16 protein-coding genes are annotated in these 14,135 nt (G+C 67.4%); 5 read left to right on the forward strand and 11 right to left on the reverse strand.

The annotated features are described in order from the left end of the window. The first annotated feature begins 43 nt into the window (after positions 1 to 43). The gene (locus tag D619_RS0106790) at positions 44 to 370 is read left to right on the forward strand and encodes an EF-hand domain-containing protein (RefSeq protein WP_152417351.1); all 327 of its coding nucleotides are present in this window, start codon (positions 44 to 46) and stop codon (positions 368 to 370) included. 129 nt (positions 371 to 499) lie between these two features. Here D619_RS0106790 and D619_RS18050 read toward each other — a convergent pair whose 3' ends face one another. The 4 genes from D619_RS18050 to D619_RS0106815 form a co-directional block, all read right to left on the reverse strand. Continuing rightward, on the reverse strand, positions 500 to 814 hold the full coding sequence (locus D619_RS18050) for a hypothetical protein (protein WP_017667823.1): 315 nt from the start codon (positions 812 to 814) through the stop codon (positions 500 to 502). 872 nt (positions 815 to 1,686) lie between these two features. Beyond that, positions 1,687 to 2,397 carry a copper resistance protein B gene (locus D619_RS15920; protein ID WP_017667825.1) on the reverse strand — a complete coding sequence of 237 codons (711 nt, stop codon included), beginning with the start codon at positions 2,395 to 2,397 and terminating at the stop codon, positions 1,687 to 1,689. Continuing rightward, the gene (locus D619_RS18205) at positions 2,397 to 4,409 is read right to left on the reverse strand and encodes a multicopper oxidase domain-containing protein (protein ID WP_206536345.1); all 2,013 of its coding nucleotides are present in this window, start codon (positions 4,407 to 4,409) and stop codon (positions 2,397 to 2,399) included. The genes D619_RS15920 and D619_RS18205 overlap by 1 nt, the downstream gene beginning before the upstream one ends. 2 nt (positions 4,410 to 4,411) lie before the next feature. Continuing rightward, positions 4,412 to 5,164, reverse strand: a complete 753-nt coding sequence (locus D619_RS0106815; protein ID WP_020480414.1) for a MauE/DoxX family redox-associated membrane protein — start codon at positions 5,162 to 5,164, stop codon at positions 4,412 to 4,414. 68 nt (positions 5,165 to 5,232) lie between these two features. Here D619_RS0106815 and D619_RS0106820 point away from each other — a divergent pair, with 68 nt between their 5' ends. After that, the gene (locus tag D619_RS0106820; protein ID WP_017667828.1) at positions 5,233 to 5,631 is read left to right on the forward strand and encodes a MerR family transcriptional regulator; all 399 of its coding nucleotides are present in this window, start codon (positions 5,233 to 5,235) and stop codon (positions 5,629 to 5,631) included. A 4-nt stretch (positions 5,632 to 5,635) separates the two neighbouring features. Here the strand turns inward: D619_RS0106820 and D619_RS15930 are convergent, their stop codons facing one another. Together D619_RS15930 and D619_RS0106830 are read right to left on the reverse strand one after the other, a co-directional pair. After that, entirely contained in the window at positions 5,636 to 6,442 is an 807-nt protein-coding gene (locus D619_RS15930; RefSeq protein WP_017667829.1) for a CopD family protein, read from the reverse strand. A gap of 1 nt (position 6,443) precedes the next feature. Next, positions 6,444 to 6,821, reverse strand: a complete 378-nt coding sequence (locus D619_RS0106830) for a copper resistance protein CopC (protein ID WP_017667830.1) — start codon at positions 6,819 to 6,821, stop codon at positions 6,444 to 6,446. A 143-nt stretch (positions 6,822 to 6,964) separates the two neighbouring features. Here D619_RS0106830 and D619_RS0106835 point away from each other — a divergent pair, with 143 nt between their 5' ends. Together D619_RS0106835 and D619_RS0106840 are read left to right on the forward strand one after the other, a co-directional pair. Continuing rightward, a complete protein-coding gene (locus D619_RS0106835; protein ID WP_017667831.1) occupies positions 6,965 to 8,095 on the forward strand; it encodes a hypothetical protein in 1,131 nt (376 codons plus the stop codon). 137 nt (positions 8,096 to 8,232) lie between these two features. Continuing rightward, a complete protein-coding gene (locus D619_RS0106840) occupies positions 8,233 to 8,844 on the forward strand; it encodes a twin-arginine translocation pathway signal protein (RefSeq protein ID WP_152417353.1) in 612 nt (203 codons plus the stop codon). Between the two features lie 54 nt (positions 8,845 to 8,898). Here the strand turns inward: D619_RS0106840 and D619_RS0106845 are convergent, their stop codons facing one another. The 4 genes from D619_RS0106845 to D619_RS0106860 are packed head-to-tail and all read right to left on the reverse strand — an operon-like array spanning position 8,899 to position 12,610. After that, positions 8,899 to 9,669 (reverse strand): bifunctional precorrin-2 dehydrogenase/sirohydrochlorin ferrochelatase, encoded by a 771-nt coding sequence (locus D619_RS0106845; RefSeq protein WP_017667833.1) that lies wholly within the window; start codon positions 9,667 to 9,669, stop codon positions 8,899 to 8,901. Between the two features lie 21 nt (positions 9,670 to 9,690). After that, the gene (locus D619_RS0106850; RefSeq protein WP_017667834.1) at positions 9,691 to 10,794 is read right to left on the reverse strand and encodes an FAD-dependent monooxygenase; all 1,104 of its coding nucleotides are present in this window, start codon (positions 10,792 to 10,794) and stop codon (positions 9,691 to 9,693) included. Beyond that, entirely contained in the window at positions 10,782 to 11,513 is a 732-nt protein-coding gene (locus tag D619_RS0106855) for a methyltransferase domain-containing protein (protein WP_017667835.1), read from the reverse strand. Before D619_RS0106855 ends, D619_RS0106850 begins: the two co-directional genes overlap by 13 nt. Further along, positions 11,510 to 12,610, reverse strand: a complete 1,101-nt coding sequence (locus tag D619_RS0106860; protein ID WP_017667836.1) for a type III polyketide synthase — start codon at positions 12,608 to 12,610, stop codon at positions 11,510 to 11,512. The genes D619_RS0106855 and D619_RS0106860 overlap by 4 nt, the downstream gene beginning before the upstream one ends. Positions 12,611 to 12,696: 86 nt before the next feature. On the opposite strand from D619_RS0106860, the gene D619_RS0106865 reads away from it, so the two are divergent. Further along, positions 12,697 to 13,590, forward strand: a complete 894-nt coding sequence (locus D619_RS0106865) for a P1 family peptidase (protein WP_017667837.1) — start codon at positions 12,697 to 12,699, stop codon at positions 13,588 to 13,590. On the opposite strand, the gene D619_RS17205 is transcribed toward D619_RS0106865, so the two are convergent. Beyond that, a complete protein-coding gene (locus tag D619_RS17205) occupies positions 13,584 to 14,129 on the reverse strand; it encodes a hypothetical protein (RefSeq protein WP_152417354.1) in 546 nt (181 codons plus the stop codon). The genes D619_RS0106865 and D619_RS17205 overlap by 7 nt on opposite strands. Between the last annotated feature and the right edge of the window lie 6 nt (positions 14,130 to 14,135).

The following is a 14,135-nucleotide window of genomic DNA, read 5'->3' on the forward strand; positions in this document are numbered from 1 at the left end:
ATTATATCAGGAAGGGGCGCTGCTGATCGGGCTTTGGAGAGATGTGATCCCGCAGCTGCGCCGACGTTTGTTCCCTCAACCCTGTGGAGATTACGCGATGAAGACGATTGCCAGGATGGCGGTATTTGCCGCAGCCGCGATGTTGTTCGTTCCGCCCGCTTCTGCCGACGCCTATCAGGATCGTCTGAGCGAACTGCGGACCCGGTTCAAGGCATCTGATCGAAACAAGGACGGCAAGTTGACGCGGCAGGAAGCCAGGGATGGCGGCATGGTCCGCATCGCCGACAATTTCAGCGTCATCGATGCCGACAAGGATGGCGTCGTCACCTTGGCGCAGATCGAGGCCCAGATGGCCGCGCGGTTCAGATAAGCCCATTGTCGCGGAGCGTGCCGCCCTGACGGATCAGCGCGCTCCGCACCATGGCGTGGTGATTGCCGGGCAAGCACGCGCCCGCAGTTCCGGGGAGTCTCAGCCTGGCCTCGCTCCGGCGGTTCCGGATTAGCGTGCTGTCGGAAGCTCCGACCGCGCGACCATGCCATCGTCATTCCTGTCGAGCATGCCAAACACATCGGGATCGGTCTTGTTCCATTCATCCAGGGTAACACGCCCGTCATCGTTGCGATCAAAGATCGACGTGACCCGCTCGAAGGCCGGATCAAACTTGCGTCGCGCGATCGGTATGCGCGGCCTGTCGCCCTCGCTGATGACACCGTCCGAATTGCGATCAAGCCGTGCGAACATCTGTGCCCGATGCTGGTTGAACTCGGCTCGAGACGTCTTGCCGTCACCGTTCAGATCGGCTTCGGTCATCATCTCGGCAATTCTCCCTAGCGTCTTCGGGCTTGGCTGCGCTAGAACGGTGGCTGTGCCCATGGCAGACAGGATGAGCCCAAGCACACTCAAGACGGCAAATCGCCTTTTCATTTCAGACCTCTCAATCTTCGTCGCCAGTAGGCACGCTGCAACAGGAGTGGGGCGCGCGCATGTGTAATGCGTTACATTAGATTGCGGTGCGATGCAAGAAAGAGAATAGTGTGCGGTCTCAATCTTCTCCCGGCATGCGGGACCGACGCGGCTTGAACAGCCGGGCGACCCGCCGAGTGACCCCTTGCCGGAAAACCCACCGGGATTGGGTGATTGCTCTGCAGCCTTGCAACCCGCTCCTTGTTCTTCGGCCTCCCTACTATGCGCCATCCTGTTCCTGATGGGAGACATCGAAATCGCGTTGATGCGCCGGCAGATCTGGCCCGATGGGCCGCCAATCACAGTGATGATGCACGAAGAAAATTCCATTATTCGGCATATGCTGGCCGCCAGATGGCTCTCCATCGCCCGCGAAAGCTCCAATAGCAGGGACAGAGCAAAGACCTTCGGACTGCGTTGCGCACCATGCAGTTTCGCAGGCGACCGTAGAACGGCACACCAGCCGTGCGCGTTCCAAAATCCACCCATTCTCCGTGGGTTTGCGGGTTCACGTCGAACGAGCTGCGAGACCGAGCAAGCGCTCCTGCTCTTCCCATGTGAGCGCGATCCCTGCCGCTGACAGCGCCTTGCGGGTGACTGCGTCAGGCCGCGCGCCAGCTACGCCCTCTCGACGGTTCGAGGACTCAGCAAATAGATGCACGGAAGGCTTGGCAGTGCCAAATAAACGGCCCGGTGCCGCTTTTCGGCGGCGCTCATTGGCGTCACAGCCAGAATCGCACACCCGTTCGCACCGACCAGCCGCCGGGATTTTCGCCGGCAGCGCGCGCCAGCCGGCTGGATTCGCCGAGGCGCCGTTCGAACATCACCGCCACATAGGGCGCGACACGGCGGGTGACCTCGTAACGGGTCAGCACGCCAGCCTCGATGATCGCCGGGCCGGGCGCAATCAGCCGTTCCGGCACGCGGGTCGCATAGATGTCGGTTTCGAACAGCGGCTGCACCACCAGCCGGTTGGTCATGCGCAAATCGAACGACTGGCGCAGGCGGAACAGCACGTCACCCTTGAAGCCGAAAAAGGCGTGCGCCTCGGTTTCGAAGAACAGGGGCGCCAGGCCTTGCACGCCGACGACGGCATAGGTGCGGGCATCAGGCTGGTTGTCATGGCGCAGGCCAACCTGGGCATCGAAGAACATGGCGATGTTGCGGCTGTAGAGCGCCTGGAACTCGCTCTGCTCCAGCCGTGGCCCCTTGGTCTCGCCCTCGGTGCGCCACCAGAACTTGTTCATGTCGCTGCCGATCCAGCCCTGCACCTCCCAGTTGGCGACGAGCTTGCCGTCAAAGCGGGTGATGTCGGCCTCTTCGACGAGCGTGTAGTTGTTGATGCCGCCATCGTGGCCATGGGCAGGATCGGGGGCCTTCTGGGCCGCAGCGGGCGCGGCCAGCAGCGCCGCCGTGATGAGAAGCGCGCGCATCAGTGGTGATGCACGGCTGCAGGCGTGCCATCCGGCGACGCCACATTGGCGACCACCAGCTTCTGCATCATGCCGCTGTTCATGTGATAGAGCAGGTGGCAGTGCAGCGGCCATTCGCCGGCTTCGTTGGCGGTGAGGATGATCGACTGGGTACGGCCCGGCGCCACCACGATCACGTTCTTTTCCGGCATCAGGCCGGCCGCCTGGCCGTTCTCCACCTCGAAGAACATGCCGTGCAGGTGCATCGGGTGGGCCATCATCGTTTCATTGACGAAGGTGACGCGCACGCGCTCGCCAAATTTCACGTCGATGGGCGGGCCTTCGCCGAACTTCTTGCCATTCAGCGTCCAGATGTAACGCTCCATATTGCCCTGCAGCCGCACGACGATCTCGCGCGTGGGGGCGGCGGCGTCGGCCTTCGGTTCCAGCGCCACCAGGTCGCGCATGGACAGTACACGGCTGCCGTAAGGCGCACCGGTGGCCCAGCCGAAGACGCGGCCGCTACCATCGGTGTCGCCTTCCTTGCCCAGCACCGGCATGTGCATCATGCCCTGCATCTTGCTGTGATCCATGCCCGCCATCGGGTCCTTGCCATAGCCATAGTCCACCACCGGGAAGGGCGTGCCGCCGGCCGGCTTCTCGGCCAGCGCCACTGCGCTGCCGGCACGCGGGCCGGCAGCCTTGGGTGTGCAGTGGCCCATCGCGGCGTGCTCGGGAGGGCAATCCGGATCAGCGGCCGCTGCAACGGCCGGCGCCTTGGGTGTGCAATGGCCCATCGCGGCATGTTCGGGCGGGCAATCCGGGTCAGCCGGCGCAGCAGCCGGCGCTTTGGGCGTGCAATGGCCCATGGCGGCATGTTCGGGCGGGCAATCGGGGTCGCCCGCCACTGCGGCAACCGAGGTCGCGCCGGCCGGCGTGCAATGGCCCATGGCGGCATGTTCGGGCGCGCAGGGCTCGCCAGCCGCTGGCATCGAATGACCCATTTCGGCCAGCAGCAGCACCTGCTTCGGGCGCGGCGCCGGCGCGGCCACGGTCAGCGCCGGGTCGCTGGTCAGCCGGCCGAGCACGCTGGCACGGCGATCAAGCGATTCCACCCACAATGCGTGGGCACCGGCCGGCGGCTCCACGATCACGTCATAGGTTTCGGCGACGCCCATGCGGAATTCATCCACCGTCACCGGCTGCACCGGGCGGCCATCGGCGGCAACGATGGTCATCGGCACGCCGGGTATGCGGATGTCCATGAAGCTCATGGCGCTGCCGTTGATGAAGCGCAGCCGGACGCGCTGGCCCGGCTGGAAGGCCAGGGTCGGCCCCGCGGCCGTCGGCTTGCCGTGCATCAAGAGCGCATAGCCGGTCACATCGGCGATGTCGGTCGCGTCCATGCGCATATCGCCCCAGGCCGCGCGTTCAGCCATCGTCGCCTTCATCCCGAACTTCTTCGCGTCGCGCACCAGTTCCGGCAGCGTGCGCTTGTTCCAGTTGTAATAGCCGCTGTCGCTCTTCAGATTCCTGAGGATGCGGCCCGGATCCTCGCGCGTGTGGTCAGAGAGCAGGATGACATGCTCGGCATCCGCCTTGATCGGATCCTCGCCCTTCGGCGCGATGATCAGCGCGCCATATTGGCCGGCCTGTTCATGGCCCTCGCTGTGGGCGTGATACCAATAGGTGCCGCTCTGCCGGATGCGGATGCGATAGGTGTAGGTGGTACCTGGCGCGATGCCATTGAAGCCATTGAAGCCCGGCGCGCCATCATAGGCGCCATCGACCAGCAGGCCGTGCCAATGGATGGAGGTGCTGGCGCCCAGCTTGTTGGTGACTCGCACCACCGCCTCTTCGCCTTCCGTGAAGCGCAGGGTGGGGCCGGGCACGCTGCCATTGATGGCAATCACACTGTCGCTGCGGCCGGGCACGACCTGTTTCTGCTGGCGTTCCACCACCAGATCATAGGTGGCGGCCTGCGCCAGGGACGGCAGCAGCAGGCCGAGGATCAGGAAGAACAAGCGCATCATCATCAGGCTCCATGCATCGCCAGCATCCAGAACGCCATGGCGATCATCGTCACATTCTCCAGCAGCGACACAAAGCCCAGCGGCACATTGCTGCCGCCGCCAACACAGGCGCAGGTGAGCTCGCGCTTTTCGATATAGACCGCCTTGAACACCGATACGGCGCCAACCGTGCCGATGAACAGCGCGATGGCCGACGACAACCAGACCAGCTGGCCCGACAGCATCAGCACACCGGCCGCAGCTTCGGCCCAGGCATAGACATAGGCATAGGGCAGCCAGGCCCGCGCCAGCAGATCATAGCCGATGAAGCCGGTGACAAATCCTTCGATATCCTTCAGCTTCAGATAGGCCAGCAGGCACATTGCCATCCCGACAAACCATTCGGCGGCGTGCAGCGTGAACGGCGTGCTCATCGTGGCCATGCTCAGGCCCAGCGCCATCGCAGCGGCCATGCCGAACAGCGCAATCACCGGGCGATAGCTGATCGCTTTCGGATCGTGCAGCTTCAGCCCCAGCCATTGGCGCAGATCATCATGGCCACCGATGCGCTGGCCGGCGATCCACACTTGCGGGGTGGTCGTCACGCCATTGGCGGCCTTGAACGCCTCCACCTCCTCACGGCTGGTCAAAAGCCGCTCCTCGAATTCATAGCCGTGGCTGCGCAGCAAGTGGCGGGCCCGCAGGCCCCACGGGCAGACATGATCGGGCAGAGCCATGCGCACCAGTCGGGCCGTGCGGGGAAGCTGTGCGTCCATCGGAATCATCCTTTGCGAATCAGTGATGGAAGCGTCATAACCTCCGTACTGTGATACGGAGTCAAGCGATGCCATTCCTCACCATTGCTCGTCTCGCCGCCAGTGCCGGCGTCGGCGTTGAAACCGTGCGCTTCTACCAGCGCAAGGGCCTGTTGCCGGTGCCGGCCAGCAGCGGTGCTGTCCGCCATTATGATGAAGCCGACGTGCAGCGCCTGCGCTTCATTCGCGCCGCCCAGCGTGCCGGTTTCAGCCTGAAGGAAATTTCCGAACTGCTGGCGCTCGATGCCAGCGACGATCGCGCCCGCGTGCAGGCCCTCACCCGCACGCGGCTGGCCGCGCTGGATGCCGAAATGGCCGAACTCGCCGCCGCCCGCGCCATGCTGTCCGGCCTGCTTGATGAGTGCACCAGCGGCAAGGCCGGCCCCTGCCCCATCATCGCCACCTTCACGGACAACGCCTGTCATTGACTAGTCAGCCGCCCGCCGGATCAAGCTGCCCGGCCACCGCGACCGCCGCGAAGATACCGAGCAGCAGCACCATTTCCAGCGCCAGGCTAGTACGCAGGCGGGCGGCAGCGCCAGGCTTCCCATCGGCATAAGCAGGCACCAACCGCGTGCGGTGACGCCACGCCAGCGCCAGCGTGCCGGCAAACAGCAGCAGCTTGGCAGCGATCAGCCAGGCCCATGGCGCGCCAACAAGCTGTGGCCACCCCGCCTCGCCGGCCAAGCCAATGATGGCCAAGCCGCCGGTTGCGACCAGCAAGGCGACGATCAGCGCACCGGGCCGGGCAAAGGCGGCGGCGCGGGCGGCGGTGTCGGCCTCGCCACGCCTGACACCCAGCCACAGCGAAGCCACCGCTCCGATCCAGGCGCCGGCGGCGAGCAGATGCGCGATGCCAGCCCCAAGGCGTGGCAACGGGGCCGCGCCGGCATGGCCGGTCCACGCCAGGCTGGCGAGCGCCGCGGCGGCAAGGATGCGCGACGGCCAGCGCCAGCGCGAGGCGACGACGAGCACCAGCAACAGCAGTGCCCGCGCCGCAAAGGCCGGGCCAATCGCCGGCATCGACAGGGCCGTCACCAGCGCGTCCAGCGACAGTTCTGCCAGCGGCACTTCAAACATCTGGGCGGTAAGGACGGCAAACCAGCCGAGATTGGCCGTGAAACCGGCCGCAGCCAGCGCCGCCAGCAAGCGGCGATGATGCGCGCCGAACAGGCCGATGCCGAACGCCAGCCCGACAGCCGCAAACAGCGCCAATCGGGCGACGCCCAGTGCGATCATGTCAGCGGATGGAGAACTGATACTTGCCCGACACCTTGTGCGTGTCGGCACCGACCGATTTCCATTCAACGCTATAAATGCCGGCCGGCAGCGGGCGCGCCAGCACAAGCGCCAGGCTACGGTTGTCGGGCGCGAAACGCAGCGTGCCGGCGATCGGGTGCGCCGTCTTGCCCATCATGTGCGCCACTGTCACGCTGGTCATCGCAGGCACCATCGCTTCGCTGAAGCTGAGGTCGAGCTTGGCGGTCGGGCTGGCCGTGGCGTCGGCGGCCGGGGTGGCGCTGACCAGCTTGGGATGCGCCAGCGCCGGCCGGGCAGGCAGCAGCGCCAGCGCCAGCCCGGCGGTGACGGCGTGGCGGCGGAACAGGGAGGCGGTCATTGGCATCATTCCTCTCGCGGTCGAATCGCCGCTGCACATGGCATAGCCTCTGTATCATAGTACGGAGTCAAGCCGGACATCCGCACCTTGCCTCCCTGCGCATTGCCCCTTGCCCGGCGCGCCCGGCTGACGGATGAAGCCGCATGACCCCAACGCCATCCTCCGCCAAACTGCCCGTCCCGCTCTCCCGCATCGGCCTTGCCGTTGCACTTGCGACGCTGGCCCTGCCGCTGCTGGCCATGCTGCAGCTGCGCGGCGTTGCGGCGCCGGCGCCGTTGGCGCTGTTGGGCGGGCCGCTGCTGGCGGTAGGCCTGATGGGCATGGGCATGATCGTCGCCGCCGCAGCCGGGCGGCTGTGGATCGGGCTGGCGCTGGCACTGCTCACCGGGCTCGGCCTGATCCAGCTGGCGCGCACTCTGGGCATGCCGGCCCTGCCGCACCCGTTTTCAACCGGGCTGGCGGTGATCATTGCCAGCGTCAGTTTCGCCGCGCGGGGGCAGCTGTTTGCCCGGGCGCTGGCCGCGCGCGGCTGGCTGATGGCGCTGTTCGTGGTCAGCGGCGAGGCCGCCATACTGATCACGTCCCTCACCCTGCCCACGCTGCTTCCGGCCTGGCTGCTCACCCTGCTGCCAGCACAATGGGCCAGCACGGCCATCCAGACGGCGCTCACCGGCACCGGCACACGTGCCGCCAGTTCCGCCCTGATCGCACTGGTCGGTACCGCCGCCACCACGCTGCTGGTTGCCCGCCTGCTGCCGCGCCGCTGGCCCTATCTCATCATGTTCTCAGCCTGGCTGGGCCTCTCGGCCCTTGTCTGGTACCAGCCCGGCCCGCCGCCCCCGCGCGCCGATCTGGCCATCGCCGCGGCCCCTGCCGGCCCGATTGCGCCGATGGCAACAACGCCGCCTGATGCCGCCACCGCCAGCGCGCTGGACCGGGTGAAGCGCCAAATCGCCAAATGGCCCGCCGCCGCCGAGGCAGACCCGATGCAGCGCGCCCGCAACCTGCTGCTCATCGCCGCCGTGCCGGACCTGTACGACACGGAGCCGCTGCAATCCCACCTGCCAGCGCTGGTCGCCGCCGAACTCAAGGCCCGCCTGCCCGCCAACCAGCGCCAGGCCATCCTCGTCGCCATCGCCGCCCATCCCGAAGCCGGCACCGTGGCAGCGCGCGAAACCCTGCCTGTGCTGGGCCTGCCCGCCAATTTGGGCGACGAGGCGCCGGTGCGCAGCCGCATGGCAGTTTATGCAGCCCGGTTGGCCCAGCAGCCCTGATCCGCCAGGCTGCGATGATGGGCCTGCGCAGAGCGCGCAATACCAGTTTTTGGCACAGTGGTGGTTTTGCCCGGCGCGCCCATTCGGAAATTCTGTAATCTCACTTCTTGTCGGGATTGGGCCTGGGGAGTGACACCATGGATTGGCGGACTATCATTGCAGGCATGATGCTGGCGGCCGCCGCTGCGGCAGCCCCGGCCAACGCCGCCGGCGACAACCCGCCCAAGGCCGCGCAACCGGCGCCGTGGCTGCCCGCCAGCTTCACGCCGCCCGTGCTGGCCAAGGCAACCGGATTCAAGCTGGTTCCGCTTGGCCCGGCCTTGGTGAAGATCGACTACGATGCCTACATGGCCTCCATCGAACATCTGCAGAAGAGCTTCACCCGCAGCACGGATTGGCCCCACAAGAACCTCACCGCCGCCGACGCCATGGCCGACATGGAGAACGAAGCGGCCCGTTTCCGGAAACGTGAATCCTTCGCCTATGGCGTGCTCACCCCGGATGGTCGCCGTGAACGCGGCAGCGTCTATGTCTCGCCCAGCACTGTCGCCGGCTATGATGCCGTGGTGCGGCTGTGGGTGACCAAGGCCGAGTTTGACGCCGGCTTTGACGCTGAACTTTATGCCTGGGTGCAGAACTGGGTGCGCACCAAATGGCCCTTCGCCAGAGTCGCCTACCCAGGCCGTGCCATCGATTGGACGACATGGGATGCACTGGTGGCGGCTTCGAAGAAGAACGGCAAGGCGTAACAGGCCTCCGGCGGGCAGGGCCTCAGGCCCTGCCCGCCGGAGGCCCCTACGTCTTCAACGCGAAACGCGCAGCAACACCATCAACCCCGGCGGCAACGGATCGGGGACTGCTTCCAACCGCACCGCATCGCGGCGGGCGCGGTCGATGACGGCAGGAGCCACGGGGCCTTCCACCAGCAGTGCGTCGCAGCGAGCCAGCGCATTCAGCTGGTTGAGGGTAAGGTCGCCGGGGTCGAAGCTGGCGACGTCAATTACCAGCAACTGGCGCGAGGCGCCGGAGGCGCCTTCGACCACCTGTGACACGGCGGCTTCCGGTTCAGACTGCGCCGCAAAGGGATCAAGCGGGCCGCCTTGCGCCAGCGCGCGTTCCCACAGGCGGCGGCGATCATTCGGTGTTGGGTGTTTGGCACTCACTGCGTCGCGGGCGGCGAGGATGGCGCGGGCCAGTGGGCCGAGGCTGGCCGGCAGCAGCGCTTCCAGCCGCGTGCGCAAGGCGCGGGCGAGGCTGGCAGAGGCGCCGGCGGTGGAAATGGCGACGACGACGGGGGAGCGATCGATGATGGCGCCCATCAGGAAATCCGACATGGCGGGCTTGTCCACCACATTCACCAGCAGGCCCCGCGCGCGCAGGCGGGTAGCGGCGGCGTGGGCCTGTGCATCGTCTTCGAGGGCGACGAAAGCCAGCACGGCATTGGCCGCATCTTCACCCGCCAGTTCACCGCCGGCGGCGCGGACGAGGCGGGCCTTGGCTTCCGCAGGTTCACCGTCGCCAACGAGGATGACCTGGCGGCCGACAAGGTTCACGAAGATCGGCAGTTGTTGCATGGCGCGCCTGTGCCCTTCGCTTCAGGCAGGCGCAAGCCTGGACTCTGGGGCGTGCGGATCGGCGACGCGGGTGAGGCGCGCCAACAGCGCAAGGCCGCCGGGGATGGCAGAGAGCCCGGCGATGGCCGCCAGGCGCCCCAGCGGGTGGCGGGCAACAGACAGCGCAACCATGGCGAGGCGGACAGGCCGGCGGGTGCGGCCGAGCAGTTCCTGGCTGTAGGCAGCAGCGGTCGCACCTTGCGCCAGCATCGCTGCCGCCAGCCGGCCGGATTCGAGCGCGATGGCCATGCCGTCGCCGCAGAAACTGGGGATGACGGCAGCCTGATCGCCCAGCCGCCACAGGCCGTCTGTCGGGGTCCCCACCAGATGGCCATAGGGCACGCGGCTGATGGCGAGCGGGCGCGGCAGCAGCGGCTCGGCATCGGCCAGTGCGGCCAGGGCTGGTTCGGTGACCAGTCGCGCCAGCAAGGCGGGCCAGCTGCCGAGTTGGCGATAATGTGCGCCATCGACCAGAAGGCACAGGTTCAGCCGCCCGCCCTCCACCGGCTGCAGGCCGGCATAGCCGCCATCGAAGAAGGTGACGGCAACGGTGCCGGCCAGCCGCCGGGACAGGGCCGCATCACGAAAATACATCTTGAAGCCAATCTCGTCCGGCCCGTCCGGGCGCGGCAGGCCCCGCACATCATGTTTGCCGCTGGCGAGCAGCAGGGCCGAAGCGCTGATATCCCCTGCCGTGGTCTGCGCCATGCCGTCCATCAGGCCGCGCACGCTCACGCCGCGCTGCACTTCGGTGCCCACGGCGGCGGCATGTTGCAGCAGGGCTTCATCCAGCACCCGGCGCGACAGGCTGAGCGCCGGGAACGGCAGTGCAGCCGACGCCTCGCGATGGCCGGCGTGAATCTCGACGCGCGTGATCGGTTCGGCACCCAGGGCCCGCGCATCGACGCCCAGGCCGGCCAGCGCCGCCACGGCTTCCCCGCTGAGAAACTCGCCGCAAATCTTGTCGTGGGCGTGGGCCTCGCGCTCCAGCAGCAGCGAGGGCAGGCCAGCGTGTGCGAGATCGATCGCCGCGGCAGCGCCCGCCAGGCCGCCGCCAACAATCAGCGGCGGCGTCACTTGGGGCATGATTCGACCGTCCAGCGGAACGGAAAGTGCGGGCGCAATGCGGCCTCGACGCCGGCCTGCGCCAGGATGCGTTGCCAGTCTTCGCGGGTGAAGGCGCGGCGCACCGAAAGCGCGCCATCATGGGCCACGACCGGGTGAAAGCGGAACAGCAGCGCAAGGCTGCGAAAGCCGGCCCAGGCCAGCCAGTGCCGGTGCAGATCGTTGATCAGCCAGCCAACGCGGGCCGTGCGCTCCATCCACTGGATGAAGGCCACCAGTTCGTCATCGCGCATGTGATGGGCGACCAGCGAGGAAATGATGAAATCGGGCTGCACGTCCAGCGCTTCGGCGCGGCCGGTGCGAAAGCTGATGCCCGGATCACGCGTATTGGCGGCAGCAACCGGGGCGGAGCGCGGGTTGAGATCAACACCGATCAGTTCGGCGCGCAGGCCGGCACCGCGCGCCCAGCGGGCAATGGCGCGCAGCATGTCGCCATGGCCGAACCCGACATCAAGCAGGGTAAAACCGACCCGGCTGGGCGCCTGCCGCCGGAGCCAGGCCAGCGTGGGCCAGCGCGCCAGCGTGAGCGTGTTGACGCGGGCAAGATCGGCAACCACGGCAGCATAAGTAGCCGCGTCGAGCCGCTCGTCATCCATGATTTCCGGCAGATCCGCCCGCGCGCTGAAATCCAGCGGCGCACGCGGCCAGTTCCTGAGCCAATCGGCAGGGACTGTGCTCATCCACCCACCGTCTGAAAGCGGAAGCTCTCGGCAGCCAGCCCCGGCCCGAAGGCCACGCCAAAGCCCGGCACCCCCTTGGGCACGCTGGTGCCGATCCCGGCCATGATCCGCTGCAGCACGAACATGATGGTGGCGCTGCTCATGTTGCCGCAATCACGCAGCACGTCGCGCGACCAGTTGAGCGCCCCCTGCCCGATACCGAGGCCGGTCTCGACCGCATCCAATATGGCGCGACCGCCGCCATGCACGGCCCACACGCCATACTCATCGGCGCTGCGGCCGTGCAGCAGATCGGCGCCGGCCGGGCCCGACAGCGCCTGTTGCAGGATGGCGGGCACCCGGCCCGATAGCACCATGTCAAAGCCCTGATCGCCCACGCCCCAGGTGATGGCATCGGCGGAATCGGCGATGGTGGCCGCCCGGAAATCGGTGAGCGCGATGCCGGTGGGATCAGCCGTCACCAATGCCGCCGCACAGCCGTCGCCGAACAACAGCATGGCGAGGAGGGATTCCAGCGCGCCGGTTTCCTGGAAATGCAGGCTGCACAGTTCCAGATTGACCACCAGCACCCGCGCCGATGGATCGGAACGCACGAAATGATGGGCGAGCCTGAGCGAATTGACCGCCGCATAGCAGCCCATGAAGCCGACATGCGTACGCTCCACGCCGGGGTTCAGCCCCAGCCGCTGCACGATGATCTGATCGATCCCGGGCGCGGTCATGCCGGTGCAGCTGGCGACGACCAGATGGGTGATGCCCTGAAGATCGGTTGCAGACAGGCCGAGGCCAGCAATGGCCTGTTCGGCAAGGCCCGGCGCGGTGGCGGCAAAACGCGCCATGCGCTTGGCGGTGGAGGGGAAGGCGCCGGGGCGGTAGAAGCCCTCGGCGTCTGCCGTGAAGCCGTCCGGGTCCTTCACCGGCGTGAAGAAGCTCCAACGGTGATCGATGGCGCTGCGGCCAACCAGGCGCTTGAAGATCAACTGGTCGCGGCGATCCTTGATGAGGGCACCGACGAAATCGACGAAGGCTTCGTGCACATCATTGGGCGGCAGCGCGGTGCCGATGCGGTTGATGTGCGCGACAGCGGGGGCGGGCATCGCGAAATTCCTTTTGTGGTACAACGCGACAGTGCGCCGGATGCGGGGGGCTTGCAACAGCATGCGCTGCGGCCGATGGATGCGCCATGAACTCTCGTGGCATCAGTGCGGTTCCCGGCCTCAGCGTTGGCCATGCCCATTGCGAGACGGCGCGCACCGGCGTCACGCTGATCATCCCGCACGAACCTGCCGTGATGGCGGTGGAGGTGCGTGGCGGCGGGCCGGGCACCCGCGAGACCGATGCGCTCAATCCGATCAATCTGGTCGACCGCGCGCATGGCCTGGCGCTTGCCGGCGGATCGGTGTTCGGCTTGGCGGCGGGCGATGAACTGGTGCTGCTGCTGTCGGCCATGGGCCGCGGTCTGGCGATGGGCGACGGCCTGCCGCCGGTGCCTGTGGTGCCGGCGGCCATATTGTTCGATATCACAAACGGCGGCGACAAGGGGTGGGGCATGGACCCGCCCTATCGCCGGCTGACGCGGGAAGCCTTTGCCGCGGCCGGGCAGAATGATGGCCATGGCGCGATCGGGGCAGGGTTTGGCGCCCGTGCCGGCAGCCGGGCGGGCGGTATCGGCAGCGTTTCGCGGGTGCTGGACGACGGCCATATCGTCGGCGCCCTGATGGCGGCCAACAGTTTCGGCGAAATCTATGGCGACGCGCCGCCCGGCGACGGCGAGGTGGAGATGCCAAAGCTCGCCGGCCATCGCCGTTTCGGGCGGGAAAACACCATCATCGGCGCAGTTGCCACCAACGCGCCGCTCACCCGCGCCCAGGCCTTGCGCGTGGCGATGATGGCGCAGGGCGGGTTGACCCGCGCGGTGCGACCGATCCACACGCCGTTCGATGGCGATTGCATCTTCGCCATTTCGACCGCGGCCGAGGGCCTGACGCCGGTGGACAATGTGCAACTGATCACGATCGGGACGGTTGCCGCCGATCTGGTGGCAGCCGCCGTGCGCCAGGCAGTCGGGCTTTATTGAGCCTGCAACGCCGCGATGCGGCTGGCGAGGGCGTCGAGGCGCGACGCCAGCGCCTTCGCCTCGGCCGGCGCATCGCGCAGCGCTTCGGCAAGCGCCGCCCGGCGATAATCGGCACCGGCCAGAGGCGCCAACGTTGCACCCAGGCCGGATTCGGCTGCTTCCAGTTGCAGGGCCGCGGCCGAATCGGCGGCAGAACCGGCGGCAGCGGCGCGTGCTGCATCGCGGGCGGCACGGGCCGGGGCAGCGGCGGCTTCCACCTGCGCCACCACGGCCTCCAGCGCGGCAAGCTCCGCCTCGGCAGCGGCCGGCGTTGGCGGTGGGGTGGGTGCCGGCATATCGGGCGCGGCCGGGGCCGCGGCTTCGGCGGGCGGCGCGCAGTCCGCATCTCCGCGCAGGCAGCGGCCCGCACCCGGCACATTGCGCGGCACCATCGGCGAGATTTCCCCTGGCCGCGGGTTCAGGCTGGGCCAATCATTGGCTCGGCCGGCGCAACCGGCCAGCATAAGGGCGAGAACAAGAGGCAGGGCCAGACGGTGCATCAATAA

It is taken from the genome of Sandarakinorhabdus sp. AAP62 (assembly GCF_000331225.1).
Taxonomy (GTDB): domain Bacteria; phylum Pseudomonadota; class Alphaproteobacteria; order Sphingomonadales; family Sphingomonadaceae; genus Sandarakinorhabdus.

Bases quoted from the DNA above. Each gene is read 5' to 3' on its own strand.
- D619_RS18050 (WP_017667823.1), bottom strand. From the start codon at position 814: ATGATGACCGAAGCCGATCTGAACGGTGACGGCAAGACGTCTCGAGCC.
- D619_RS15920 (WP_017667825.1), bottom strand. From the start codon at position 2,397: ATGCGCGCGCTTCTCATCACGGCGGCGCTGCTGGCCGCGCCCGCTGCG.
- D619_RS18205 (WP_206536345.1), bottom strand. From the start codon at position 4,409: ATGATGCGCTTGTTCTTCCTGATCCTCGGCCTGCTGCTGCCGTCCCTG.
- D619_RS0106815 (WP_020480414.1), bottom strand. From the start codon at position 5,164: ATGGACGCACAGCTTCCCCGCACGGCCCGACTGGTGCGCATGGCTCTG.
- D619_RS0106820 (WP_017667828.1), top strand. From the start codon at position 5,233: ATGCCATTCCTCACCATTGCTCGTCTCGCCGCCAGTGCCGGCGTCGGC.
- D619_RS15930 (WP_017667829.1), bottom strand. From the start codon at position 6,442: ATGATCGCACTGGGCGTCGCCCGATTGGCGCTGTTTGCGGCTGTCGGG.
- D619_RS0106830 (WP_017667830.1), bottom strand. From the start codon at position 6,821: ATGACCGCCTCCCTGTTCCGCCGCCACGCCGTCACCGCCGGGCTGGCG.
- D619_RS0106835 (WP_017667831.1), top strand. From the start codon at position 6,965: ATGACCCCAACGCCATCCTCCGCCAAACTGCCCGTCCCGCTCTCCCGC.
- D619_RS0106840 (WP_152417353.1), top strand. From the start codon at position 8,233: ATGGATTGGCGGACTATCATTGCAGGCATGATGCTGGCGGCCGCCGCT.
- D619_RS0106845 (WP_017667833.1), bottom strand. From the start codon at position 9,669: ATGCAACAACTGCCGATCTTCGTGAACCTTGTCGGCCGCCAGGTCATC.
- D619_RS0106850 (WP_017667834.1), bottom strand. From the start codon at position 10,794: ATGCCCCAAGTGACGCCGCCGCTGATTGTTGGCGGCGGCCTGGCGGGC.
- D619_RS0106855 (WP_017667835.1), bottom strand. From the start codon at position 11,513: ATGAGCACAGTCCCTGCCGATTGGCTCAGGAACTGGCCGCGTGCGCCG.
- D619_RS0106860 (WP_017667836.1), bottom strand. From the start codon at position 12,610: ATGCCCGCCCCCGCTGTCGCGCACATCAACCGCATCGGCACCGCGCTG.
- D619_RS0106865 (WP_017667837.1), top strand. From the start codon at position 12,697: ATGAACTCTCGTGGCATCAGTGCGGTTCCCGGCCTCAGCGTTGGCCAT.
- D619_RS17205 (WP_152417354.1), bottom strand. From the start codon at position 14,129: ATGCACCGTCTGGCCCTGCCTCTTGTTCTCGCCCTTATGCTGGCCGGT.